This is a genomic window from Enterococcus sp. JNUCC 77 (assembly GCF_054819945.1).
Genome location: NZ_JBTHIG010000002.1, coordinates 724,258 through 748,163, shown reverse-complemented (window position 1 = coordinate 748,163; position 23,906 = coordinate 724,258). Strand labels below are relative to the sequence as shown.

Below are 23,906 nucleotides of genomic sequence, written 5' to 3'. Positions count from 1 at the left end.
TATTTTTTATGCTGCAGCTTTTTTGCCTTCAGTTAATTCAACTGACTTGCTTAACTCAATTCCTTGTTGCTTACATACATAAGCAGTGGTTAAATCTGTTACCCAGCCGCCTAATGCATTCATCACTAAACCAACTAATAAGTAACGAATCGCAAGCTCTGTTGTGTTTAATCCTAATGTAGTAATTCCTTGTGCAATCCCTAACCAAACAAATAATTCACCGGGATTAATATGAGGGAAAATCCCATTACTAGTATGACAAAATTGTGCTAATGAAGCATAATAGCTAGGCTTATAAAATTCTGGCATGAAGCGTCCTAAAGTAAAGGACATCGGATTCCCTAGCATAAAAGCGGCTAAGAAGGGTAAGATCAAATAACGTGTCAAGGGATTTTTAGAAGATGCTTTGGCAATCTTAGTCATTCTTTCTTCCCCTAAAAAGGCGATAATCGTATTCATCAATACCATCAAAATTAATACTACTGGAACGATACTAGTCATCCAACTAATAAAAGTTTCCGCCCCTGTTTGGAACAAATTCATAAATCCTTCTGCAAATTTAACTACATATTCCATTACTTAACACTTCCTCTTAATTTATTTTGAAGATTCATTTTTGATATTTTTGCTTGTAAAACTAATCCAGAAAGTGGCGACATGGGTTTTTCTTCAACATAATTGCCCGCTTCTACCCGCAGATATATTTCTCTTGCGTCCTCGATTGCTTGAATCAACAATTTATTTTGTTGATAAACTATCGGATTAAATTTATCTAAATAATGAATATCTTCACCGATAAATTCCGGTAGTTGTTTAAATTTAGCAACCACTGAAATCCCTTGCATTTTCCAGCAATCAATCACCAACCCCTGATTGTCTACTGCAAACATAATAATCGTACCTGCTTTTACTTTACCGGAGCGACGACCAATGGCGACTTTCCCCTTTCGCCTCAATTGACGATAAATTTGATTAAAATGTTTGATTTGTTTTAATGAAAACACAATTTGTAAACCATAGGCTGATAATGCAAATATCCCAAAAATCATCATAAAACTCATGAGATTAATCCCTCCCTTTTTAAATAAGCTTTAAACTCAAGACCATTTGACAAACCCAATAATTCATTTTTGTAATTTGGACGAGCCGCAATGGCAAAAATAAGATCGTATAAAACTAGTAACTCGCTTTCGTTTTCTTCAGTCGTTTCTTCCGGTATGCCAACTAAAAAAATGACGGATACTTCACCTTCGTCAGTGATTAACGGCTCTTGTAAAATTGTGACTGAATACAAAATTTTCTGACTATTTTTTAAAATAGCATGAGGAAAAGCAACTCCTTGACTAAAAATCGTAGTGTGTTTGGCTTCCCGCTCAAATATCCTTTCAGCAAAGCCCAAATCAACGACTGCTTCAGCTTCAAATTGATTAAGCAGTTGGACTAAAATTTCTTGATAGTTTTGCTTTTGACTCACTTGATTAAAATAAAACAAAACATGTTCAAACTTACTTAACTGTTCATGATTCACCCGTTCCCATTCGCTACGTATCCAATCATCATTAAAAAGATTACTGATGCGAATCACTGGTACATTAGGATTAATTTGTTTTAAAGGAATAGTTGTAAACACCGCAAAAAATTTATTTAAATCAACTTTTTCATATTCGTTCTCTAAAAATTGCTGAATCTTGACCTCTGGCCCTAAAACATTCTCAATTTGGCGCCTAATCAAAGCTGCCGTTCCCCGACCTGTCGTACAGACGATCGCTACCTCTTTTTGATCATTTTGCGAGACATTTCTTAAAATCAATTCAAAATAAATGGCTAAATAACTGATTTCAGCCTTCCCAGCTGTACGATTGATTTGTTTTTCCAAGACACCTATACCGATTGACGCCAGCTGATAAGCAAAAGGATAATTTTTTTCAATTTCATCTTGAAAAATATCAGTTGGCTGTATATGAAAAACCAAGCGATTGATTAAAAATAATAAATGCTGTTTGACATTTTCATACATTTGCTTAAGGTCTAAATCAACAATCATCACTTGTTGAATTTTGTGCATCATTTCTTGAAAAATATCTTCTAATTCATTTAACTGACTAACATTCTTCCCGAAATGATGCAGGTTAATGGGAAAAAACAAAAAAGCTAAATCAGATTGACCTAATAAAATGCCATAATCAATTTCAATTTGAGCAATAAATTCTTCTACCAATTGATTACGTTCAACTGTATTAATGTAATGGGAGATGGGCTCCGTCAGACTCTGCTTATTTTTGACTCTTTGGATGGTAATATCAATCACCTTTTGCCAAAAATAAAAATGCTTGCTTTCCATTTGCCAATAAAGAGTTAGCTTTTTCGCCAGCTCTACCACACCATTTTTCAAAGGAACATGGCTAAAATAATCATATGCTTGACTTGAATAAAGCAACCGAATATTTAATTCATCACCAACCAATTTCACACCACGATTGGGTGTACCTTCCAATCTCAGTTCAAAATTTAATAATAATTTTTTTAAACTTTTTAAATCATTGTTAACTGTGCCACGACTGACACCCAGACTTTCTGACAGATCATCAATCAACAAGTGCTTTTCAGAAAAAATCAGTTGATCTATAATGTAAGCTGTTCTTTTAGATGGCGAATTGAAATCCGTCTCTTCCTTCAAGCTTCCCGTCAAAATTGAGTCAAAACCATCAAAATCTATGATATTTAACTCGAACTGATTCCCCGTTTGGATAATTTCTGCCACGTCAGCAATTTGTTCATTCAACATCTGAATCGAGTTTTTGATTGTCTGACTGCTTGTACCAGTTGCTTTCTTCAAATCGTCTATCGTTAGTTGTGGATGAACCATAAAAAATTGTAATATTTGATACCAACGATCAATTAAAGGCAAGATATTTTCACTCCTTACTTACCCTCTCGTCTTACCTCCGGCAATATTCGTTGTCACTCCGGTAATATAGCTGGCCCGATTCGAAAGGTAAAAACATACTAAATCTGCTACTTCTTTTAATTTTCCACTACGTCCTAATGGAATCGTAGTTGTCTTACTATAACCAGCCCTTAAATCCTCTACTGTGATTCCTCTTGTATAAGCTAAAGCTTCTTCATAAGCGATCGTTCGCAAGCCTGTTGCTTCCATAATTCCAGGTGCAATTCCTACAACACGAATATTTGATTTGCCTAACTCTTTGGCCCATGAACGGGTTAAACTATTAGCCGCCGCTTTGGTGGCTGCATAAATACTTTGACCTTCTGAACCTTCTAAGCCACTTTCTGAAGACATATTGATTATTACGCCATCTTTTTTAGCAACTAAAATCCGTCCCACTGCTTGGGAAACTAAAAAAAGACTTTTTTGATTAATGCTCACCATCTTATCAAAGTTTTCCTCTGTCAATTCAAACATGCTGTTAGGCTCTTTTGAATCCACCAATAACCTAGGGATATTAATGCCTGCATTATTGACTAAACCATCCACCGTGCCAAATCTTTCAACTACTTTTGCAACAGCTTGTTCAACATTTTCTTTTGAAGAGACATCCGTTTGAAGAAATAATAAATTATCATGTTTCTTCTGATTATCATTTAAATCAAAATTCGCTACTTTTGCCCCAACGTCTAGTAATTCCTCAACAATTACTTCACCAATTCCTGAAGAACCACCGGTGACAATAATAATTTTGTTCTCAATTGCTAACCAATTTTCCAATCAAATCACTCCTTACATTTCTTTGCTGAACTCAGTGTAAGGGGTTTATTAGAAATAATTAATACAATCATTTTTCTACTGCTTAAAAAATCTTTGTATTAATTAAAAAAACTAGCTAACTGATTGGCTTAATCAATTAACTAGCTAAAATTACTTATTATTTTTCAACCTGTTCTTGCTTACTCCATTCTAAAAAGCCCTGCTGATAATTTTTTACTCTTTCAAAGCCTAACATTTGTAAAACTAAGCTCATATAGGCTGCCCGTACACCAATTGTACAATAGACAACAATCTCATCTTGCGGCTTTAAACCTCCAGCAGTGAATATTTTTTGCAAGCTTTCTTTGGAAAGGAGCTTTTGATTTGGTAGAAATAAGCTTTCAAAAAGAATTAAACAGGCTTGCGGCAAGTGTCCTCCTTGAGCTTCCCCATATAAAATGGCCCCATCATATTCTGCTTGAGAACGAACATCGATAATTTTATATTGACCATAATTTTCAAGTAAGACTTCTTTAGAGATAAAATGACTTTTTTCAACTCTGCCAATTATTATTTTGCTAGCTGGTAGTGAAGAATTTTCCTCAGCAGTTTCAAAGCCTGCAGCTAATAAAGCATTCCAACCACCATCAACGATTTTTACCTGTCCAAAGTCGCAAGCCCTCATAATCTCAACTAACCGAGCATCATCACCTAAACCCGTAGTTAAGTCATTGAAAACGGCAATTTTATCTTTTAGATTTAGGCCAGTTTCACTGAAGATCGACGATAATTCTGCTGGAGACTTGTCTGCTACCGTCTCAAAGTTCAAAGCAATGCTTCCTTTAATGGTTTCAAAAGCTGGCAAACTTCTTGCGTCTATCAAGATTTCGTCGGTTAAATCTTTTGCATCTATCAAAAAATCCATATATTTCTCCTATTCTAAAAGGTGACTGTTTTATCTGCCCATTCTACTAATTCGACACAATCCACCATAGTTGAAATTGGACAAGCCGTTTGATCCTCTAAATTTCTCGAACGTAAACAGGTGCCACAAGCCAAAATTTCACCATCATTTGCTAAAAATTGTGCCAATTGATCCGCCACATTGTAGGGTTCAGTCGCGATGGTTTCCACTTCAACTGCTTCACCCATTAAAAATAATTTCACCGTATGCTCCTTTTTCAAAGCTGTAACTGCAAATCTAAAAGCATTCCAAGCTTTTTCCGCTTCTTTCGTTTCTAAAATAATTCCTAGTTTCATTTGGCTCTCTCCTTTTTAAGTAAACTTTAATAAATTAAAGTAAACTTTTATTTTCCATTTTCTTCTTTATTATACTATAAAAAAATTTGACAGTAACTATCTCGTTAAGTATACTTAACGCAAGTTGTTAAGCTAACTTAACGAAGGAGTAACCTATGAAAAATATTGTCCAAGCAGAACGAGAAAAACGTAAAATGAGTCGGGAAGAATTAGCAAGTCTTGTCGGTGTTTCCCGGCAAACGATTTATTTTTTGGAAACTGATCGCTATAATCCTTCGATTCATCTAGCCCATCATTTGGCACAAATTTTCGGTAAAACAATTGAGGAAATTTTTATTTTTGAAGAGGAGGAAGAAAAATGAAACAAGATGAAAGACAAGTGGGAAATCAACGAACTGGAGCCCATTACGTTTTGATGGGAAGTGTTGCGCCAACGGTTATACTAATGCTTTTTTTAGCTGGGATCGGAGAAATGAATGCCTTTTTCGCGATTGTTGCTTTTTATGTGGCGCAACAGCTTTGCTGGATAATTAATTATGGCTTATTAAATACCATGATTACGGATACATCTTCTTTACTTATATTAAATAGCTCAATCGTTACTGCGGCTTTTACTATTTTAGCGACCTACCTATTAAATCAACCCTTGCTATTAGGCCTATTAATTCTCTCTTTAGTACTACTAATTTTAGGAATTATTCGCTTAAATAAATTGAATCAAAAAAATTATTGATGAAAAACCGAGAAAATTCTTAATAACGAATTTCCTCGGTTCATTTTGTTATGCTTCCGTTAGATAATCCACCACAATGGCGCCCATTGCTTCTGCACAAATCAATAATGATTTTTCATTGATATCAAATTTTGGATGATGATGAGGATAGACCGCCTTATCCTCTACTTCTGCTCCTACATAGATAAAACTACTAGGAACTTTTTCCGCGTAATAAGCAAAATCTTCTGAAGGCGGGATTGCTGCAGTCTCAACCACGTCAGTCACGCGATCAATTTTAGTATTTTGTAAAATATTAGCGGCTTGTCTAGTAAAGGCCGGGTCGTTATACAAAACTGGATAATCAGTCGTGTATTCTAAATCACATTTTACACTATACGCTACTTCTAAGCCCTTGACTAATTTATGAATTTCTTCCCCAATTGTGTTTCGCGCCCGTTCAGTCATTGCACGTACATCTCCATCTAAAACAACTTGATCTTTGATGACATTAAAAGAACCCTTACCATCAAAAGATCCGATTGTTACCACACCCATATCAAATGGATTGATTCGGCGAGAAATAATCGTTTGAGCCATCGTCACAAAATAACTACCGGCAACAATTGCATCATTAGCCTCATGGGGTGAAGAACCATGCCCACCAGTTCCTTTAATCGTTAATTTGAAAAATGAACGACCCGTTTGAACTTCTCCTTCTTTATAAAATATTTTGCCAAAAGGAAAATTGCTCATAACGTGAATACCCACAACATTGTCAACGCCCTCTAAACAACCAGCTTTAATCATTCCCAAAGCACCGCCTGGAGGAGTTTCTTCAGCTGGTTGGTGCAAGACCCGAATTTTCCCAGCTAATTGATCTTTCATTTCAGCTAAAGTTTCAGCCAATACCAACATATAAGCAGTGTGTCCGTCATGACCACAAGCATGCATAACGCCAGGATTTTCTGAAGCAAAAGGCAATTCTGTTTCTTCATGAATTGGCAATGCATCAAAATCAGCCCGAATCGCTAAAGTTTTTCCGGGTTTTCCAGAATCAATTTCAACAATCACACCATGTTCACCATTAATATCAGTTTCTACCGTCACATCTAAACCTTTATTTTGATAAAAATCAGCAATATACTTGGCGGTTTTAGCTTCTTTAAAAGAAAGTTCCGGATGCTGATGTAAATAACGCCGTATCTCGATCATGCGGTCCTCTTTTGCCCGCAATTTTTCAAATAATTCTTGTTTCAAATCCATCTTAAAAGCCTCCTATTCTACAGTTTCAAAATTTGTATTTTTAAAATATTTCCGTGACCCTAAGTATGCTGATACCCAACCAAACAATGTCAAAGCACTAAAGACAGCCATTAAAATCCAAGCAATTTGATATGAACCTGTCAAATCCAAAATACTTGCCACAAAGACTGAGCCAACTGCCATTCCGATCGTAACGGTACTATTAATCAAACCATAAGCCTCTGGATAATTTTTGATTCCGAAAACTGCTGTGGTAACTAATGGCGGTGAAACAGTGCCAATCGGTGTACCTAAACCAAAAACAAAGCCCATCATGTAAATCACCATGTTTTGATCACCAAAAATCATTAAGATAAATGCCAAGAAAAAGGCCCCACAACCAAAGAAACTACTAACAACTACACCAAATTTATCATTAACCCAACCTAGAATAATTTTACCGAAAATTCCCATGAAAGAATAAATCGAAATAACATTGGCAGCTGTTACCGGATCGTGCATTCCTTGAATCGCTGCTGGAAAATTCGATAATGCTCCGGTATTTATCAATCCATTTAAGAACATTCCCATCATGACTAGCCAAAAGAAAGCTTTACTGTAAGTCTCTTTGACGGTTAGCTGAGAATCATTATTTTCTTCTCTGGCTCCTTCAGATTGTTGATTTTTTGCCAAATTAGCCCCATAAGGTTCCAGCCCTTTTTCAGCCGGTGTGCTTTTGAAGACAAATAAAACAATCGGCAATGAACAAACTAAAGCAATCATTCCCATGATTTGATAAGTCGAGCGCCAGCCAAAATTGTTTAACAGCAAGCTAACCACTTGAGATAAAATAGTCCCGCCTAAACCGATACCAGCCATAGCGATACTTAGTGCTAAACCTCTTTTTTCTTGAAACCACATAGTAATCATGTAACTGACTGGAATCATCGCTGACATCCAATAAAATATTCCTACAAAAATGGAAGATAGATACAAATGCCAAGCACTCTGCGCGAAAGAATAAGTACAGTAACTCAAAGCAAAACCAATAACACCAATCACTTGCATCCGTTTCATTTGACCGCTAGCAACTAATTTTGAAATCCGTGGCGATAAAATAATTCCAGTGATCTGGACCACCATCGTTGCAATCATGAATTGACTGCGACTTATGCCCAATTCTTCGGTGACTGCCAAGGCGTAAGTTCCTGATAATGACATGATTAATGGAACAATTGTTGCGGTAATAACTACGCAGCCTGCGACAATCCACCAGCCATAAAAGATCGGCTTGTTTCTCATTCTTTTTCCTCCTTGTACTCTCATAAATTTTATTTCTTTTTCATTTTACCCCAAATTTGTTGTTTATCGTAATTATTTTTTTGTGATTTTAAGTATTTTTTTGACTAAAAATACAAGAAATTTCTAATATTTATAAATGAGCTATCTAGTAAACGGTGAATCCTTGCTTTTCATTTAACATCAGCCTTGTGTCTTGACAACTTTTAAAGAACAATCATTTTTTTTGATGAGTTTTTCAATAGTTTTTTTTAATATTTATTCAACTTCCTTATTTGGAATGTCGATTTTCTTAATTATTTTTAGGTTTTTGTGATTTCGTTTTCATTATTTCTACGACAATACTTTACTGAACTAATTTAATAAAAAAAATTATCGTTTTTGGTATTTTTTATAATTTGATTTAGTAAAAACAGATTATTAAAATATTTTTTGTTATACTATTGAGGTAATAAAAAAAATAAAGGTGGTGCTGTTCATGAAGTTTTGTCCAAATTGTGGGGCAGAAGTAAGTGATGTTGCAAAATTTTGCCCAAACTGTGGTTTTGATTTGGAGGGCGTTGAAAGTGAACCAGCGGCTGAAGAAAATAATAATGAGCCTTTGATTCAACCTACTCCAAAACAAAGTGTTTCAGAAAAAATGCAAGAAGAATTTATTAATGGGGAACCGGAAGAACCTGTTGCGTTGGAAATTGAGCAAAGCGAAGGTTTAAATATTACCCGAGCTGAATTAAAAAAATATGCTCAAACAAAACTTTCTGGTCGTTTTGGTGAATGGTTCTGGAGTATTTTTTGGTCAGTCATTATTATCACAGTTATTACTTTTCTAATGATGATGCCAATTAATCGGATGATGTCTGGCTTGTTCAATATTGTAGAAGGTGCTATCTACGGTGGCATGTACAATTCATTGGGTAGCAATTATTATGGTAACTACGGCAATTATTATTCTCCTTATTATAGTGGCGCCTCTGTTTTCTTTTGGTTTATTTTCTTTATCGTAATGTGGTTACTATTGTTCTTAGCGCAAGCTTTGATTCGCGCAACTTTCCAATGGTGTGCCATCTATACCTTAAGAGATCAAAAAGCCGATGGCGTGAAAATCTTTAGTTATTTGTTCAAACATTCAAAAAATCGAGTACTAAAAGCCAATGTCATGGTAGCAATCTTCACTTTCTTATGGTCATTATTATTCGTCATTCCTGGTTTAGTCAAAACGGCCTCTTATGCGATGACAAATTATTTATTGGAGAAACACCCAACCTTGGATGCCTCTGATGCGATTACTTTAAGTCGTGAAATTATGGACGGTTACAAATTAGAATATTGGATTTTACTAGCTTCATTCTCAGTTTGGTATATTATTTCCGGTTTTACAGCTTTCTTCTCACTGGGAGTTAACTGGATGAGTTTTTACGTAACACCATATGCTACAGTAACTGAAATTGCTTTTCTAGATAAAGTTTATAACGCTTATATCGAAAAACAAAAAGCTCTTCGCGCTGAAAATGCTGAAGTAGCTTAATTCAAGAAAGCTGCGTAGAAAATTCTACGCAGCTTTCTTTTTATTGATTGGCAAATTTTTTTACATATAAATCAACAGCTTTTAATGCTGCAGCAATTTCTTTTGCTGTAATTTCAAAAGGCATTTGCTGAATCGTATCACTTAATGAGGTTGCTAGTTCTCCAATTTTTAAAAGTTCTTCCTCTGTCGCTTTTGCTAGATACATTTCTTCTAACGTAGTTGGTAAACCTAGTTTCTGATAGAAAGCAATATATTTGTCGATTTCATTTGTAGGTCGGTTTTCTAAAAATAATTGTACCAAAGTCCCATAGGCAACTTTTTCTCCATGAGTCAGTTGATGAATGTTGCCAGCAATCGCAGAAAAACCATTATGAATCGCGTGTGCTGCACCTAAACCACCGCTCTCAAAACCAATTCCACTTAATAAAGTATTGGCTTCAATCACCGCATCTAAAGCTTCTGTAACAACTTTTGCTTCGTTAGCTGCAACAGCTGCAAAACCACTATCAAATAAAACCTGTTGGCATTTTTCTGCAATGGCTAAAGCCGCCAGCGATTGCCGACCGCCTAACAAATTCTCACCATTTTTTTGTAAGACGGCTTCTGCTTCTATCCAAGTTGCCATCCCATCTGCAATACCAGATTTTAACAAACGAACAGGAGCTTGACTAATAACAGCTGTATCTAATAAAACTAAATCAGGATTTTTCTGATAATGGAGGTATTTTTCAAAATGTCCCTCTTCAGAATAAATGACTGAAATAGCCGATGTAGGCGCGTCAGTCGAAGCGCTCGTTGGAAAAATTGCTAGCTTAGTATTCAGTTGATTACTTACTGCTTTAGCACCGTCGATGGCTTTTCCTCCACCTAAGCCAATGACTACTTCAACCGATGCATCTTTAGCAGTCATAGTCATCCGTTCAATTTCTTTTAAAGAACTTTCACCTTGAAAAATTTCCTTTGCCACGTCAAACTGCTGGTTAGTTAAATCTTCTGCCAGCGTTGCTCCGACAATCTTCCAAACCATCTCATCAGTGATAATTAAAACTTTCTGACCCAATTCTTTTAAATAAGCTGGACTTCTTTTTAAAGCATTCTCACCTTGTACGTAACGAGATGGGCTAGCAAATATTTTATCCATAAATCATAGCTCCTCTTTTTTTCTTTAGCTGAATGGTACCAGTTAATCAAATAATGTCAAATAGACGGATAATTTTAAGTCCGGATGATTTTTTTATGAGCTATTTAAGCTTAAGTCTGGTATATTTAGATGAAGTTTTCAAAAGGATGTTTGGAAGGAGAAAAAATGAAAGAAGATTTAAAAGAAGAGTTGCCTAAGTCTACCGCTCGAACAATTTTGACGATTAGTTGGTGGATTGGTACAGGTTGCGGGATCTTGGCATTTTTATTCGGACTAATTATTGTATCGGGAATGATGCTGGATAGTTATTACTATTACGATTATTATGCACAAGGTGCCATGATGTTTACCTCAGTCTTGATGTTTCTAGTGGTTGTTGGATTTGTGGCCTTTCAAGTAGTTGCTTATATAGGTTTAAAAAAAGTGCCGATGTCACAAGGTTGGAATATTTTTTATCTAGTCAGTGCCATTTTAGCGATGAATGTGTTAAAAATTGTCGGTGCAGCTTTAGCCTTGTCTGAGTATAAAAAAGGGACCTCACCGAATAATGTCTTTGAAAAAATTTATCCGGTGGAAGAATCCACTCCGAAAGCCCCAGCTGTAAAAGATTTAAGTAAAGAAATTTTAGAGCTAATTGAACTAAAAGAAGCTGGCTTATTGACGGAAGAAGAATTTGCGATCGCCAAAGCTAAAGTTCTCGATAAACTATAATTTTTAAGCACTTTTCGAAGTGCTTTTTTGATTGAAAAAAATGGGACAAAAGTTATAACAGCTTCAAATTGTCCAGAAGTTATATAGCTAAAGCTTCATTCTTACCTTCAAAAAATTACTAAACCACGAAAGTAAGTACACCCTTGCTTGGATAACTCATCTGTAAAAAAAGCTAATGTGACAACTATTTATCTTATTCCTCGAATCAAATTAGCTAACATCATTAAAAAAACTGCCAATTCCAATCCCATTAAGCAATAAATTTTACGTTTGATTCCTAGAAATTTTAAATTTTGCTCCGCTGTCAAAAAGCTAGTCGTTTTTCGTCGCTTAAATAAATATAAGAATAAACCACTGCTGTTTTGTCCACTTGTAGCAAATAATGACCATAATTTCGGATGGGCAATGTCGCGGCTTTTGGCATCTAATAAAACTAACTGGTACAAATAATAATATAGAAAGACGCTAGTGACTAAAATCACACCGATACACACTATGAAAACTGCTTCAATCATAAACTTCTCACTCCTAAATTTTTTTAATAATCAGATAGAAGATGGAAAAAGAATTAATCCCAATCAAGGCAAAAATACCAAATAAAAGAATTTCATTTATTGGACCCAAAAATGAAAGCGACAGCATCAACAAAATATTGATGCCAAGTAATAAAATAAATAGCTTTAAATAACGATTCACATTGGTATTATCTTGTAAATGATGGACCATTTTAACATCTCCTTTCAATAATTCGTCTAATGACAACTGATAAATTTCCGACAAACGAATCACTCGCTCAATGTCAGGATAACTGCGTCCGTTTTCCCAATTTGAAATGGTTTGACGAGTAATTCCTAACGCTTCCGCTACTTCATCTTGCGTTAAATGAAGTTCGTTTCGTCGTTGCTTAATGCGCATCCCAACTTCCATCTGATACCCTCATTTTCTATTATTTGTCACTTCTATTAAATCAAATTTCTTTGCTAATGACGATAAAATCTTTTACCAAGTACGTAAAAAAGCTTTTACATCGTTAATTTTGGTAATTTTTCCGATATTTTAAAGGCGTTAAACCTACTCTCCTTTTAAATGCTTGAATAAAACTAGACGCATCTTTAAAACCCGTTTGAATAGCTATTTGTTCAACTGTTAGCTCAGTTTGTAATAATTTTTCAGCGGCTTTTTTTATTCTATACTGCAACAAATATTCATAAGGCGAATAATCGGTAAATTTTTTAAAAGAACGCGTACACTCAGAAATAGAAATGTGTGCTGCTTGAGCCATTTCAGAAAGCCGAAGTTCTCGCATATAATTTTCTTGAACAAAATTTAATAACGATTGCATTCGTTTCTGATGCTGTAACTGTTTTTTATCCGCAGGTAATGATAACTGTTCTTGAGCTTGAATAATTTCTTGCCAGCAGCTTACTAACAAAACAGCAATTTGATATTCCCAAGCAAAATCGCTTTGATTTAAATAAATTTGATTAATCTGTTTGATTTGAGACAAAATTTTTTCCTGACTAAGATCGCCTTGATTCAAATGTAACCATCTTTGTTGCTTAAGGTAAGGTAAAACATATTTTTGCTCCATTAAGCTTCCTAGAAAGAATGATAAAATTTTAGTTTGGACATTTAAGCTATAATAACTGCCGTCGGTCTGCATCGTTTTAGTTGTATGTAGAACTTCTGGTGAAATAAATAATCCCTCACCTTCTGCTAAAAAAACTAGCTCACCGTTTACTTGCATCCGTAAAGGCCCCTTTTCAGCAATTGTAAATTGTAACTCTTCGTGCCAGTGAAGATCATCAAATCCCCGACCTTTAGGGGTCATAGAAAATTGGTTTACGCGATAGATTTCGAAAGGAAAAGTTGAATATTTATATTTATTTTCTTCATGTAAACGATTATCCAATTTAGGCACCTCCAATTTTTAACAAGTATAACTTAATTTGAGCAGATTTTTATATTTTTGGAGAAAATAATCTGACTTTTTTACGTATAATCTTGATAAGCTAGCTTCAACAATTTAATTTAGCTTAGTAAATATGAATTGATTTTCAGAGAGTCGATGTTGCTGCGAATTCGATAATCAATCAAATTGAACCTACTAAATTTTTGGCTAGCAAACTAGTCCGTATTCTTGCGTTAAAAGATTTGAGTTGGGTTGCAGGCAACCAATCAAGGTGGTACCGCGAAGCAAATTCGTCCTTTTTTTATAGGACGAGTTTGCTTTTTTTATCAAAGGAGGAAAAAACATGACCAATTTACAAACAGAGGATTTTTCAAAATGGTATTTACAAACGATTCAACAAGCAGAATTAATGAGTTATTCGGAGGTGCGAGGCTGTATCGTTTTTCGTCCAGATGGTTTTGAATTATGGGAGAGAATCCAGCAAGAAGTTAATCGCTATTTACAATCTGAAGACATTCGAAACGTTTATTTTCCTATGTTAATTCCTAAAAGCTATTTTATGAAAGAAGCAGAGCACGTTGAAGGTTTTGCTCCAGAATTACCATGGGTAACAGAAGTTGGAAATGAAAAGTTGGAAGAACCGTACGCATTACGCCCCACTTCTGAAACTATGATTGGGCAATCTTTTCATGAATGGATTAAATCTTATCGCGATTTACCATATGAGATTAATCAATGGGCGAATGTTTTTCGCTGGGAAAAGAAAACACTGCCCTTTTTACGGACATCAGAATTTTTGTGGCATGAGGGACATACAGCCCATGCTAACGAAGCAGATGCAAGGAAAAGAACATTACATGTATTGAACTTTTATGTTGAGCTACTAGAAAAATTTTTAGCCATCCCGGTTTACGTAGGGAAAAAAACACCTTCAGAACGTTTTGCTGGAGCGGTAGACACGTATTCTGTCGAGGCCATGATGCAAGATGGGAAAGCAGTTCAAGCAGGTACCTCCCATTACCTAGGTACGAAATTTGCAGAAGCATTTGATATTCGTTTCTTAAATCAAAAAAATCAACATACGTTGGTCCATACAACCTCATGGGCAGTTTCTACTCGTTTAATTGGTTCACTAATCATGGTTCATGGTGATGAGCAAGGTTTGGTTTTACCACCAAAGATTGCTCCAACCCAAGTAATTTTAATTCCAGTCGGTCCATATAAAAAAGAACCAAAAATTTTAACCAAATTAAATGAACTTAAAGAGCAATTAAAGACTGTGGGAATTCGTGTTCGCTTAGATGACTCTGATAATACTGCCGGTTTCAAATTTAATAAATGGGAACAAAAAGGTGCTGTCGTTCAATTGGAGTTGGGGCCTCGAGACCTGGTTAAAAATAGTATCACTTTAAAAATGCGAGACTTAACAGAAAAAGAGACCGTTTCTTTAGAACAATTAGTACCTACCATTGAGAAGTATATGAATGACATGCAACAACGATTATTAGAAAAAGCCCGGCAACGTGCTACAAGCAATGAATACACAAATATTCAGACTCTCCAAGAGTTAAAAGATCATATTAAAAACTGTCGTGAAACCAAAAAAACACCTGGATTTGTTTTAATCGGATGGGATGGTTCAACAGAAACAGAAGCAATCATAAAAGCTGAAACAGGATTTACAACCCGCATTATTCCTTTTCAAGCACCGGTGGAAAAAGAATTTGACTTAGTCAGTGGAAAGCCAGCAAAATATACTGTTTGGATTGCTCGGGCATACTAAATAAGTACGGCTCAAACTATAGAGCCGTACTTGTTTTTTTTATTAAAACTAAAAAATAACTCAGACTATCTCGCGTGCGCCACAGATTAATCAATAGATAAGCACCATACAAAGCGAAATAAACTATAAAACTCACAAGAGGTGTCAGCAATAGATTTCCAAACACAAAAGCTGTCACCAAAATAAGTTCTTGAATATTTTGTTTACCCACCTTTATTTCCAATTGTCCTGTCAGCATTTTTTCCGCGAAGATACACCTAAATACTAAGCTCAATAAAATAACTCCGACTGTTAGAAGGATATTGTGAAAAATAAAAACAGTTAGTGCACTTAAAGCAGTCGATAAAAATAAAGTTGTTAGATTAACCATAAGAATCGTCCGTTCTTGACGCATGGTTTTTAAATAAGTATTGACTAACAAAGCCATTCTGCCTTCATAAATGACGGTGGGAAAAAGAACACCCATATAAATTAAGCTGGCTTGATACTGAGGCAGCCACAAGTTTAATAAATAAGAAATCGGCTGGTAGGTTAATAAAATAGCAAAAGTGATTGGTACAAAAACGTTACGGATGGTTTGATACAATTGTGGCAATTGTTCTTGATTGGTTCTTCTTAATAAAGGAAACATCACCACACCAACTGCATTAATAAAAGTCATAAATAGATTGGACATACTCAAAGTAAATGAAAGCTTACCAAACGTATTGATGCTCCAACTGCGCTCCACAAAAATTCTAGTAATCCCTAAAATAAACATCGAAGCCAGATTGCTAATTAACAAATTACTGCCAATTTTTAAATTATCCCCAATCTCAAATTGGAGAAATTTTAATTTCAAGACTTTTCCCTTCAGCAAATCCCGAATCAAATACATCCCCCATAAAGTGACTAGCCCTTTTGCTAACACATCAAAAGCCAGCAACCAAATAAAATCCCGCCCACCAGCAAGTAAATAACCAACTAAAAATAAAAGATATAAATAGCGATCACTGCGGGAAAGTTGGGCATATTCTTTAAAACGATTGGTGGATTCCAAAATATATAAAATAAACGTCCGGCTATTGGTTACTACTAAAAGAATCGCGGTAAACAACAAAACAATCCCTTTATTATTATTCAATATTATTCCGTACCCACCAACAATCAAGGTTAAGAAGGTCTCAAAAATCATTAAATACCAAAATTGACTACCGAGGGATTTTTTGTCCAATTCTTGGTAATACTTCCCGCCGGTTTTTAAATAAATTCCATCAAGCCAGCCAAAATGAAAGAAGCCTACATAAGTGCCATAAAAAACATACAATTGCCAATAACTATACGCTTCAGTAGAAATAAATTTTGGCACCACAATATTTAAGATCAGTGAAATACCTAACACTAAAAAATTAGCAGATAAGGTATAGCGTAGATTCTTGAGTAAATTTTTGGTTTTTGTATTCATTCAAGCTCCTTTTATTTTTCAAATGCAGATTTTTCAGGATAGCGATTGTCAAAAGCGGTCAAAATCATTTCTTTGGCTCTATTAAAATTTTTCAAAAAATCATTATCATTTAGACAAACCAAGGAATGTTTTCCTTGATTAATTTCTCTTTCAATATCAATCGGTAACTCACCAATCAGATAATTTTTTCCGACAGAAATAGGTTGTGGCTCAAAATTACCGCTGGCTAATTGCCAATACCGCATTAACCAATGACTTATATCGTCACTTTCACGAAAACGATGCTGAGAAATCCTCTCCAATTCAGCTTGCTCAATTTGCCAAACATCTTCAAAAGTACTTTTTAAATAAGCGACCGGCAAGTGGGGATCGTAAAAACCCAATACACCTTGCCAAGGAAGAACACAAAAATTTTTCAACAATTGGCGGCCATATTTCAGATTAAAGTATTGAGAAAAATGTCCTTTTAGAATGCTTTGCTTTGAAAAATGTTGATTAATCAATTGATTCATTTTTAGAATGACGGTGTCTAATGAATTAGCTTGTGGCACTAAAGGACTAAAAATTCCAAAGTCTCGCGGTTTACCAGCTGAAAAGAAATCCGTAGGACGCATTTGTCGATTTAAAAACATATCATCATTAAATAAAACAAACTGCGAACTCAATTCTTTAATTCGATGAATATGAAGTTCAATCACATTAGAATTATACGTAGGTAGGTATTCTGCAGGAATATAATCCTCATGACGAACATGAACCAGCTTGGGATGCGCAGTGTTTAACCAACTGGGTAAATGTCCTTCTGTGATCAAAAAGATTCGATTGACCCAAGGGGCATTTTTTTCCACACTACGAAACCAATAATGTAAAAATTGCCAATTTCGATAACGGGCTTCACTGTTTAATAACGGATTTTTTGTTTGATAATGGGCTTTTTTAGTTTGCCAAATTGGGTCATTACCATCGACCCAGGTCACAACAAAATCAATTTTCTCCATTTTTTTGCCTCTTTTCTAATAACCAATCTTGCCACGAATAAATCAATTTTCGTTCTAATAATCCTGCATAAGCAAAAAAGGAAAAAACATTTTTCTGCCAAGTTGATACTTGTAAATAATGGTTTAAGTAATAACGTATACTAGAGAAATAAATTTCTTGTTGTTTTAATTTGCTGATTTGTTTTTTGGTAGTCGTTCCGTGGTCATGAAAATAGACAAATCGACTGTCTAAAAAATTCCTATAACTATGCGCTCGTAATTTATAACTTAAAATTCGTTCTTCACAGTACAAAAACGTCGTTTCATCCAAATAGCCAATCTCTTCTAGCGCTTCAGCTGAAATAGCAAAAAATGAGCCTGGCAATACATCTACAGGGATTAATTTTTTTTCGTCTGGTAAGCTGCCGTAACTATTTCTTTTTTTAAAAAATTTATTCAAGATTAAACTAGTTGCCAGTAAATCTGAGCCATAACTAGGTAACTGCCAGCCGGAATTGTAAGCTTGCGATTTTTCTTTTGTCAGCATGATGGGTGCGACAATCCCAGTTTTTTTAGGCAAATCAGCTAAATTTTTGATAAACTGATCCAAGTCTTCCTCACTTATTGCAATATCAGGATTAGCAATTAAAAAAAATTGGGGCTTAAAATGCTTCAATCCATAAAAAATTCCGAAATTATTACCGGCGCTATAGCCCCCATTTTTTGTTGCTTGGATCACATGAACTTTTTTGTTTCGCAAACGCCACAAATATTCGTAAGAACGATCAGTTGAAGCATTATCTACCACTATAATTTGATCAATCTGGCGGCGTTCCTCCATAATTTTCACAAAATTACTAGTTTCTTGGTAGTTATTGTAATTTAAAACAATTAAGTTAACGAAGTTTTCCAAATGGACACCTGTTCTTTCTTAGCTAAATAACCGATAAATACACATAAGAATCCACCATTTTCCAAAGTAAAAATGCCAGTAGTCGTATAAGTTGTGACTAAAATAATTAAGAAAACTGCTAACAGTAAACGATTTTCAAAACTATTTTTACGTAAAATTGCGCCGAAAGCCGTTAAACTATTCAATCCTAAAAAGGCCAAATAAATAATAACACCAAGAACGCCCTGTTTTATCAAAATAGTGAAATAACCATTATGTAAAAAAGGAATACTATTGCCTTTCACACCAACTAAATAAGCATAGTCTCCAACATAAATATTATTACCAAAGCCTCCCCCAAATAACTGATGGAAAATATTCCAACTATTAAATTCGGTCATAGCTTGATGGGTTTCATAACCCCGCCAATTGCTAGTAATCATCTGGCTACTACTCCAATCTTGGCTGCCACTTAATTCAGTGATTGTTCGCATGATTTTTGTTAGAAAATTTGCAATAAAGGTTTGTTCTTCGAAAATTTTAAAAATTACAGCCGCCAATAGAATAATTAAGCTCACTGAAATAAGCTTCCGACTGGCTTTTTTCTCCATCGCCAAAACCAAGACTAGAATCATGGTAATGATCATTAGCGAACGAGAAAAAGACAGAATTAAGTGACTTAGCATCAATAAACTCAAAACTACGCGCCAAAATTTATTTTTTATAACTGAAGTAAAAATAAGTAAAGTTAGACCAAAAGGAACAATCGTATAGCCATGACCGATTTGATTTCGCAAATTATAAATATTTGTGACATTCAGCTGCAGTAAAACCCAAATGAGATGTCCTATGAAATAAAGGCTAAGTATTGCTGAAAGAATAATGACCCATTGAATAATTTTTTCAAATGAAACCTGTAAAATAGATAAGTATCGACCAATTAGAATAAAAAGAACCGGGGAAAGAAAATAAACCATATCTCTAATCAGATCAGTCGTTTGATAATTACCCAAAGGAAATAAAGTTCCAAATAATCCTAAGAAAAACAACCCAATTAACAGTGTTTGATATGAGACGATTTTCAAGGGAAAATGATAATCTGCCAGTCCAAAAAGTATACCCAAAACGACAATTGCACTAATAAAAAAAATCGTTCGGGGAAATAAACTTTGAGCTGTTACCAAGAACCCAAATAGTAACAATCCAATAGTTGATTTTTTAAAAGTTAATGCTAATTCCATCGTCTCACCTCCTATAAAGGGTCAATATTTCTTCACTATGTTGCGATATGTCCTTCAAATGAACCGGACTAAAAGTAAAGTCAAATTTTTTTACCTTCTCAATTAAATCTGACAAGTTCTTGTACTGCCAATGTTTCGGTAAAATATCTTTGGCACCGACTTTTTCACTGACTAAAACAGGTATTTGAAAACTTAAAGCTTCCAACACAATCAAGCCAAAGGTTTCCTGCCATTGACTGGGGACAATCAGTAAATCAATCTGATGATAGACTGCCGCCAAATCAGCTTTTTCAAAACGGCCATGTTGGTGAATATTAAAATAACTTTTCTTGACTGCATAACCAAATGTATGAAAACGATATTTCTCCGTCGGTAATACTTTGGCTAATTGTAGAAAATCAGCAAAGCCTTTAAATTTTTTGGCTGGTCCGATATAAGCGACATTTATTTTTTCTGCCAGCTCTTTTTGAGCCATCATTCGCGGATAAATACTGTTAGTAGTGATGCTTGAAACCTGTCCGTTTATTCTAAAAGGCAAGTTTTTTCTATACACACTTTCTGCTACCTGACTATTAAAGTGAAACTTGGTAATCAAGCGAAACATTTTCAGATAATAGCTTTTTAAGGCTTGATACTCAGTTTTTTTTGCAAAAAAAGGATCTTGCTGAATTAATTTTGATTGAGGTAAACGGCGCCCCATCGTTCGTATCAATGGATAGAAGCGACTTTGAAATAAACGTAATTTCCCAGTGGACCAAGCATCCTCAGAGGCCTTTTGCCAATTTAAAGCTGTATTATCTTGGTGATAACTGGTTTTGCCATCAAAAAAATTGGGCTCTGGTGCCAAGCCAAAATAATCATGACTGGTAAAAATTGTAGGAATATTCAGTTGACGACAGGCCTCCAGAAATTCCAGATGCAGTCCCATTAAAGTATGTAAATGAACCACATCTGGTTGGATTTTTTTCAAAAGTGCCAAATAATTGACCACTTCCACTGGAGTCATGAAATCCGTGGGGCTTTTAATGCCGCCAAACAAAGCCAATGGCAAACTATTTCTCAGCGCAATCCGCGTGATTCCTTCTTTTTGAAGAAAGGAAAATTTTATTTTTTGACTAGTTAGCAATTTTTTTCCAGGATATAATGCAAAGACTTGATGTCCAGAATGATGCTGCTCTTGCATCAAATCAGTTGCATAATTTATTAATCCGCCACTCCTAGCAGGTTCAAAGCCTAATGTATAATGTAAGATTTTCATTTAAACACCTTCATTAAAACAGCTTTCGTATTGTTGATTGATCTTCTGCCAGCTAAAATCCTGACTAATTCGTCTGACAGCTTGCTCCTTCAATTGAGAAATCTTTTGGGGGGAATATTTCTCAACCGTGGTAATTACTTCTGCTAAATTATTTTTTTGCCAATAAACACCTGCTTGTTCACCAACTTCGTAATTAAAGCCGACATCCAATAACAGGTTTAATTGTGTGGTAGCAAGTGCCTCTAACAATGAAGGATTGGTACCGCCAACCTCGTGTCCATGGAGATACGCATATGCTGCTACCCGAATATAATTTAATAATTCTTGATCATAGACCGTCCCAACAAATTTAATCCGCGCATCTTTAGTAAAATCAGTTTGTTTTAATAATTGCTGATACAATTTATTGTGTTCGACATTAGTGATAATCACTAAATCCTTTTGGCTAGTGGATTTCATGAATTGCTCAATCATTGCGCGGTAATTGTTTTCTGGTACAAAACGACCGACAATCAAATAATATTCTTTTTCGCGAATATGATTGTCAGAAAACCACTTACGAACTTTCGGCTCAGTTGCAGTTAAGTAGTGTTGGGGAATGTCACTACCGTAGGCAATATAAGTGGTTTTAGGTTGATATTTGGCGTAACTTTTTTGAATATATTGCTCAATCGTTTGACTATCGCAAATAATTAAATCTGCATGTTTCACCATTAACCGTTCTGAAAGTTTCCAGTAACGGCGAACAGGATAAGACCACTTTGCCCGTAACCATTCATGACCATCGGGATTCAAAAATAATTGTCCTCCGATTTTTTCAATTTTCTTTTTAAATCCTTGAATAAATGGACCAATCCGGCAAGCCAATACGTAAAAGATTGGTTGTTGATAATTTTCTTTTTCGGCTTCTTGAATTGCATAATTTAAAGCTGCAATATCGTAATAGATTGCTTTAGCTGGTCCAATATCAGGGACATCAATCGTAAAACATTGGGCTGATTGATAAACAAAAGTCTTTTCTTGAATACCCGATTTTAAAGAGTTTTCTTTCGTACAAGCTACGTGATAGGTTAATTGATTATTTAAACGATTGGCTGTTAATTTTTCTACGAAAGTTTCAAATCCACCATATTTTGCAGGAATCCCTTTCGAACCGATGATATATATATGTTTTTCTTTCATTGTTTTTCCTTCTTAATATGCGCCGTTTGGTTTAATCATTACCCAAATCGTTTTGACGATTATTAAAATATCAAATATTAGATTCCGGGTTTGGATATAGCGAACATCTAATGCAACCATTTCTTCAAAACTTAATTGATTTCGACCGCTAACTTGCCATAAGCCTGAGCAGCCTGGTTTAACTAACAAACGTTTGGCATCTTGACTGGAATAATCGTCCACTTCATTTTCTAAAGGTGGTCGTGGACCAATCAAACTCATCTCACCTTTTAATACATTAAAAAGCTGAGGTAATTCATCGATACTGGTTTTACGAATAAAACGACCAATTTTTGTGATTCTGGGATCTTTTTTCATTTTGAACATTTTGCCAGCAATTTCATTTTGATCTAACAAAGCAGTCAACTGACTTTCAGCATCTACACACATAGAGCGAAACTTATACATCCAAAAAACTTTGCCATCCTTACCAACTCTTTTTTGAACAAAGAAAATGGATCCCTTTGCATCTTCATGGGTAATCAGCAATGCAATAATAATGAATAATGGCGACAATAAGACTAAGCCGATACTGGCTCCAACAATATCCATTGATCTTTTAAAGAAACCATAAATAGGTCGGTTTTTGTAAAGCAATCGATTCAGTAATTGATGATTTTCAACCACTAATTTAATTGATTTTTCCATATCAAATCACCTCTGATTAATCTTTCTTACCCTTAAATGCAGCAACTATAAATCCTAGTAATAAGCCCAACAATGTAGCCATTCCAACAATTAACAAGTGATTAGGAAACGATGCTTGATTTGCGGGCGTTGCTTTTGAGACTGTTTTAATATCTTTTACTTCTAAAACATCACGAATTTTCGTTTTAAAAACAGCAACTGTTGTGTTAGCAATTTTTGCCGCTTCTTTTTTATCAGTCGCAGTCGCTTCAATCGTAAACATTTGTGAGCTGGGACTTTGATTAACCTCAAGACTATTTTTTATTGCTTTTTTGGAGAGCTGAAGATTTTCATTTTCGGATAATTCCTGTTTAACTTCTTTCACTACTACATCGCTAGTAACAAAATCCTTATAAGTATTAATCATTGCTAAACCTGCGCTTATTTTTCCGCTATTATTTGTATCAGATATTTTTACTATTAATTGACTTTGACTTGTATATTGCGGGGTTAAAATCAGGTAAGCGATAATGCCACCGATTAATGCTCCTCCAATAGTCAGTCCGACAAACCAGCCGATGCCTTTTCTAAACTGTTTAAAAAGCTGACTTAAATTCATTGTTTCTTCCATGCCATACTTCCTCTCTATTTCCTCGTTAAAAGTGAAATTAATATAATCAGAAAATGAGAATCTGCCAAGCATTCTTTCTTGCGATTTTCAGAAACAAAAATAATGAATTTCATTGTGATTTTTATCGCAATCAAAAATTATAAAAATTATTACGTTTAAATGCCTATATAATAATGTTTTTTATTTTTTTCACTAAAAATATTTAATATTCACAAGTAATTATTCATTCATCTTTAATGGAAATTATCTTTTTATAAATGAAAATCTCGTATGCTTATTTGAAAAAATAGCTAGATATTTTTGATGAAAAACAAGCTATTA

At 34.8% G+C, this 23,906-nt stretch carries 25 protein-coding genes and 1 other annotated feature; of the genes, 5 read left to right on the top strand and 20 right to left on the bottom strand.

The window, feature by feature from the left end; translation table 11 throughout:
* Nucleotides 1–6 precede the first annotated feature (6 nt).
* The 6 genes from srlA to ACVWNY_RS16660 all read right to left on the bottom strand — a co-directional run bounded on the left by srlA (nucleotide 7) and on the right by ACVWNY_RS16660 (nucleotide 4,966).
* Nucleotides 7–576 carry a PTS glucitol/sorbitol transporter subunit IIC gene (gene srlA, locus ACVWNY_RS16685; protein WP_218325718.1) on the bottom strand — a complete coding sequence of 190 codons (570 nt, stop codon included), beginning with the start codon at nucleotides 574–576 and terminating at the stop codon, nucleotides 7–9.
* Nucleotides 576–1,061, bottom strand: a complete 486-nt coding sequence (locus ACVWNY_RS16680) for a transcriptional regulator GutM (RefSeq protein WP_218325717.1) — start codon at nucleotides 1,059–1,061, stop codon at nucleotides 576–578. Before ACVWNY_RS16680 ends, srlA begins: the two co-directional genes overlap by 1 nt.
* Entirely contained in the window at nucleotides 1,058–2,908 is a 1,851-nt protein-coding gene (locus ACVWNY_RS16675) for a BglG family transcription antiterminator (RefSeq protein ID WP_218325716.1), read from the bottom strand. Before ACVWNY_RS16675 ends, ACVWNY_RS16680 begins: the two co-directional genes overlap by 4 nt.
* Nucleotides 2,909–2,926: 18 nt before the next feature.
* Complete coding sequence (locus ACVWNY_RS16670) at nucleotides 2,927–3,727, bottom strand: SDR family oxidoreductase (RefSeq protein ID WP_218325715.1); 801 nt, start codon at nucleotides 3,725–3,727, stop codon at nucleotides 2,927–2,929.
* Nucleotides 3,728–3,884: 157 nt separating this feature from the next.
* The gene (locus ACVWNY_RS16665; protein WP_218325714.1) at nucleotides 3,885–4,631 is read right to left on the bottom strand and encodes a sulfurtransferase; all 747 of its coding nucleotides are present in this window, start codon (nucleotides 4,629–4,631) and stop codon (nucleotides 3,885–3,887) included.
* A gap of 14 nt (nucleotides 4,632–4,645) precedes the next feature.
* Complete coding sequence (locus ACVWNY_RS16660) at nucleotides 4,646–4,966, bottom strand: DsrE/DsrF/TusD sulfur relay family protein (RefSeq protein ID WP_218325713.1); 321 nt, start codon at nucleotides 4,964–4,966, stop codon at nucleotides 4,646–4,648.
* A 155-nt stretch (nucleotides 4,967–5,121) separates the two neighbouring features.
* On the opposite strand from ACVWNY_RS16660, the gene ACVWNY_RS16655 reads away from it, so the two are divergent.
* Both ACVWNY_RS16655 and ACVWNY_RS16650 read left to right on the top strand, forming a co-directional pair.
* Entirely contained in the window at nucleotides 5,122–5,328 is a 207-nt protein-coding gene (locus ACVWNY_RS16655) for a helix-turn-helix transcriptional regulator (RefSeq protein ID WP_218325712.1), read from the top strand.
* On the top strand, nucleotides 5,325–5,699 hold the full coding sequence (locus ACVWNY_RS16650) for a hypothetical protein (protein WP_218325711.1): 375 nt from the start codon (nucleotides 5,325–5,327) through the stop codon (nucleotides 5,697–5,699). The genes ACVWNY_RS16655 and ACVWNY_RS16650 overlap by 4 nt, the downstream gene beginning before the upstream one ends.
* 48 nt (nucleotides 5,700–5,747) lie before the next feature.
* Here ACVWNY_RS16650 and ACVWNY_RS16645 read toward each other — a convergent pair whose 3' ends face one another.
* Nucleotides 5,748–6,944, bottom strand: a complete 1,197-nt coding sequence (locus ACVWNY_RS16645) for an amidohydrolase (protein WP_218325710.1) — start codon at nucleotides 6,942–6,944, stop codon at nucleotides 5,748–5,750.
* 12 nt (nucleotides 6,945–6,956) lie between these two features.
* The gene (locus ACVWNY_RS16640; protein WP_218325709.1) at nucleotides 6,957–8,225 is read right to left on the bottom strand and encodes an MFS transporter; all 1,269 of its coding nucleotides are present in this window, start codon (nucleotides 8,223–8,225) and stop codon (nucleotides 6,957–6,959) included.
* A 475-nt stretch (nucleotides 8,226–8,700) separates the two neighbouring features.
* Between ACVWNY_RS16640 and ACVWNY_RS16635 the strand changes: the two genes are divergently transcribed.
* Complete coding sequence (locus ACVWNY_RS16635) at nucleotides 8,701–9,747, top strand: DUF975 family protein (RefSeq protein ID WP_218325708.1); 1,047 nt, start codon at nucleotides 8,701–8,703, stop codon at nucleotides 9,745–9,747.
* A gap of 40 nt (nucleotides 9,748–9,787) precedes the next feature.
* Here ACVWNY_RS16635 and ACVWNY_RS16630 read toward each other — a convergent pair whose 3' ends face one another.
* Entirely contained in the window at nucleotides 9,788–10,888 is a 1,101-nt protein-coding gene (locus ACVWNY_RS16630; protein ID WP_454072013.1) for a glycerol dehydrogenase, read from the bottom strand.
* Between the two features lie 165 nt (nucleotides 10,889–11,053).
* On the opposite strand from ACVWNY_RS16630, the gene ACVWNY_RS16625 reads away from it, so the two are divergent.
* Nucleotides 11,054–11,599 (top strand): SHOCT domain-containing protein, encoded by a 546-nt coding sequence (locus ACVWNY_RS16625; protein WP_454072012.1) that lies wholly within the window; start codon nucleotides 11,054–11,056, stop codon nucleotides 11,597–11,599.
* Nucleotides 11,600–11,787: 188 nt separating this feature from the next.
* On the opposite strand, the gene ACVWNY_RS16620 is transcribed toward ACVWNY_RS16625, so the two are convergent.
* The 3 genes from ACVWNY_RS16620 to ACVWNY_RS16610 form a co-directional block, all read right to left on the bottom strand.
* Entirely contained in the window at nucleotides 11,788–12,114 is a 327-nt protein-coding gene (locus ACVWNY_RS16620) for a hypothetical protein (RefSeq protein WP_218325705.1), read from the bottom strand.
* Between the two features lie 13 nt (nucleotides 12,115–12,127).
* The gene (locus tag ACVWNY_RS16615) at nucleotides 12,128–12,526 is read right to left on the bottom strand and encodes a helix-turn-helix domain-containing protein (protein WP_218325704.1); all 399 of its coding nucleotides are present in this window, start codon (nucleotides 12,524–12,526) and stop codon (nucleotides 12,128–12,130) included.
* 103 nt (nucleotides 12,527–12,629) lie between these two features.
* The gene (locus tag ACVWNY_RS16610) at nucleotides 12,630–13,511 is read right to left on the bottom strand and encodes a helix-turn-helix domain-containing protein (protein WP_454072011.1); all 882 of its coding nucleotides are present in this window, start codon (nucleotides 13,509–13,511) and stop codon (nucleotides 12,630–12,632) included.
* Nucleotides 13,512–13,616: 105 nt separating this feature from the next.
* Nucleotides 13,617–13,812, top strand: a binding site (T-box leader).
* Nucleotides 13,813–13,854: 42 nt separating this feature from the next.
* On the opposite strand from ACVWNY_RS16610, the gene proS reads away from it, so the two are divergent.
* Complete coding sequence (proS, locus tag ACVWNY_RS16605) at nucleotides 13,855–15,294, top strand: proline--tRNA ligase (RefSeq protein ID WP_218325702.1); 1,440 nt, start codon at nucleotides 13,855–13,857, stop codon at nucleotides 15,292–15,294.
* A gap of 16 nt (nucleotides 15,295–15,310) precedes the next feature.
* On the opposite strand, the gene ACVWNY_RS16600 is transcribed toward proS, so the two are convergent.
* From ACVWNY_RS16600 to ACVWNY_RS16565, 8 genes are read right to left on the bottom strand one after another with little or no spacing between them, the layout of a single operon-like run.
* Nucleotides 15,311–16,738 carry a lipopolysaccharide biosynthesis protein gene (locus ACVWNY_RS16600; RefSeq protein WP_218325701.1) on the bottom strand — a complete coding sequence of 476 codons (1,428 nt, stop codon included), beginning with the start codon at nucleotides 16,736–16,738 and terminating at the stop codon, nucleotides 15,311–15,313.
* A gap of 11 nt (nucleotides 16,739–16,749) precedes the next feature.
* Nucleotides 16,750–17,736: a Stealth CR1 domain-containing protein gene (locus ACVWNY_RS16595; RefSeq protein ID WP_218325700.1), complete on the bottom strand. Its 987-nt coding sequence runs from the start codon at nucleotides 17,734–17,736 to the stop codon at nucleotides 16,750–16,752.
* The gene (locus ACVWNY_RS16590) at nucleotides 17,723–18,628 is read right to left on the bottom strand and encodes a glycosyltransferase (RefSeq protein WP_218325699.1); all 906 of its coding nucleotides are present in this window, start codon (nucleotides 18,626–18,628) and stop codon (nucleotides 17,723–17,725) included. The genes ACVWNY_RS16595 and ACVWNY_RS16590 overlap by 14 nt, the downstream gene beginning before the upstream one ends.
* Nucleotides 18,607–19,848, bottom strand: coding sequence for an O-antigen ligase family protein (locus ACVWNY_RS16585; RefSeq protein WP_454072010.1), 1,242 nt, complete (start codon nucleotides 19,846–19,848; stop codon nucleotides 18,607–18,609). Before ACVWNY_RS16585 ends, ACVWNY_RS16590 begins: the two co-directional genes overlap by 22 nt.
* A gap of 4 nt (nucleotides 19,849–19,852) precedes the next feature.
* Nucleotides 19,853–21,106 (bottom strand): glycosyltransferase, encoded by a 1,254-nt coding sequence (locus tag ACVWNY_RS16580; protein ID WP_438720738.1) that lies wholly within the window; start codon nucleotides 21,104–21,106, stop codon nucleotides 19,853–19,855.
* On the bottom strand, nucleotides 21,107–22,288 hold the full coding sequence (cps2T, locus tag ACVWNY_RS16575) for a beta 1-4 rhamnosyltransferase Cps2T (RefSeq protein WP_438720739.1): 1,182 nt from the start codon (nucleotides 22,286–22,288) through the stop codon (nucleotides 21,107–21,109). It lies immediately after the preceding gene.
* Nucleotides 22,289–22,300: 12 nt separating this feature from the next.
* On the bottom strand, nucleotides 22,301–22,975 hold the full coding sequence (locus ACVWNY_RS16570) for a sugar transferase (protein WP_218325695.1): 675 nt from the start codon (nucleotides 22,973–22,975) through the stop codon (nucleotides 22,301–22,303).
* A 16-nt stretch (nucleotides 22,976–22,991) separates the two neighbouring features.
* Nucleotides 22,992–23,585 carry a YveK family protein gene (locus tag ACVWNY_RS16565; RefSeq protein WP_218325694.1) on the bottom strand — a complete coding sequence of 198 codons (594 nt, stop codon included), beginning with the start codon at nucleotides 23,583–23,585 and terminating at the stop codon, nucleotides 22,992–22,994.
* Between the last annotated feature and the right edge of the window lie 321 nt (nucleotides 23,586–23,906).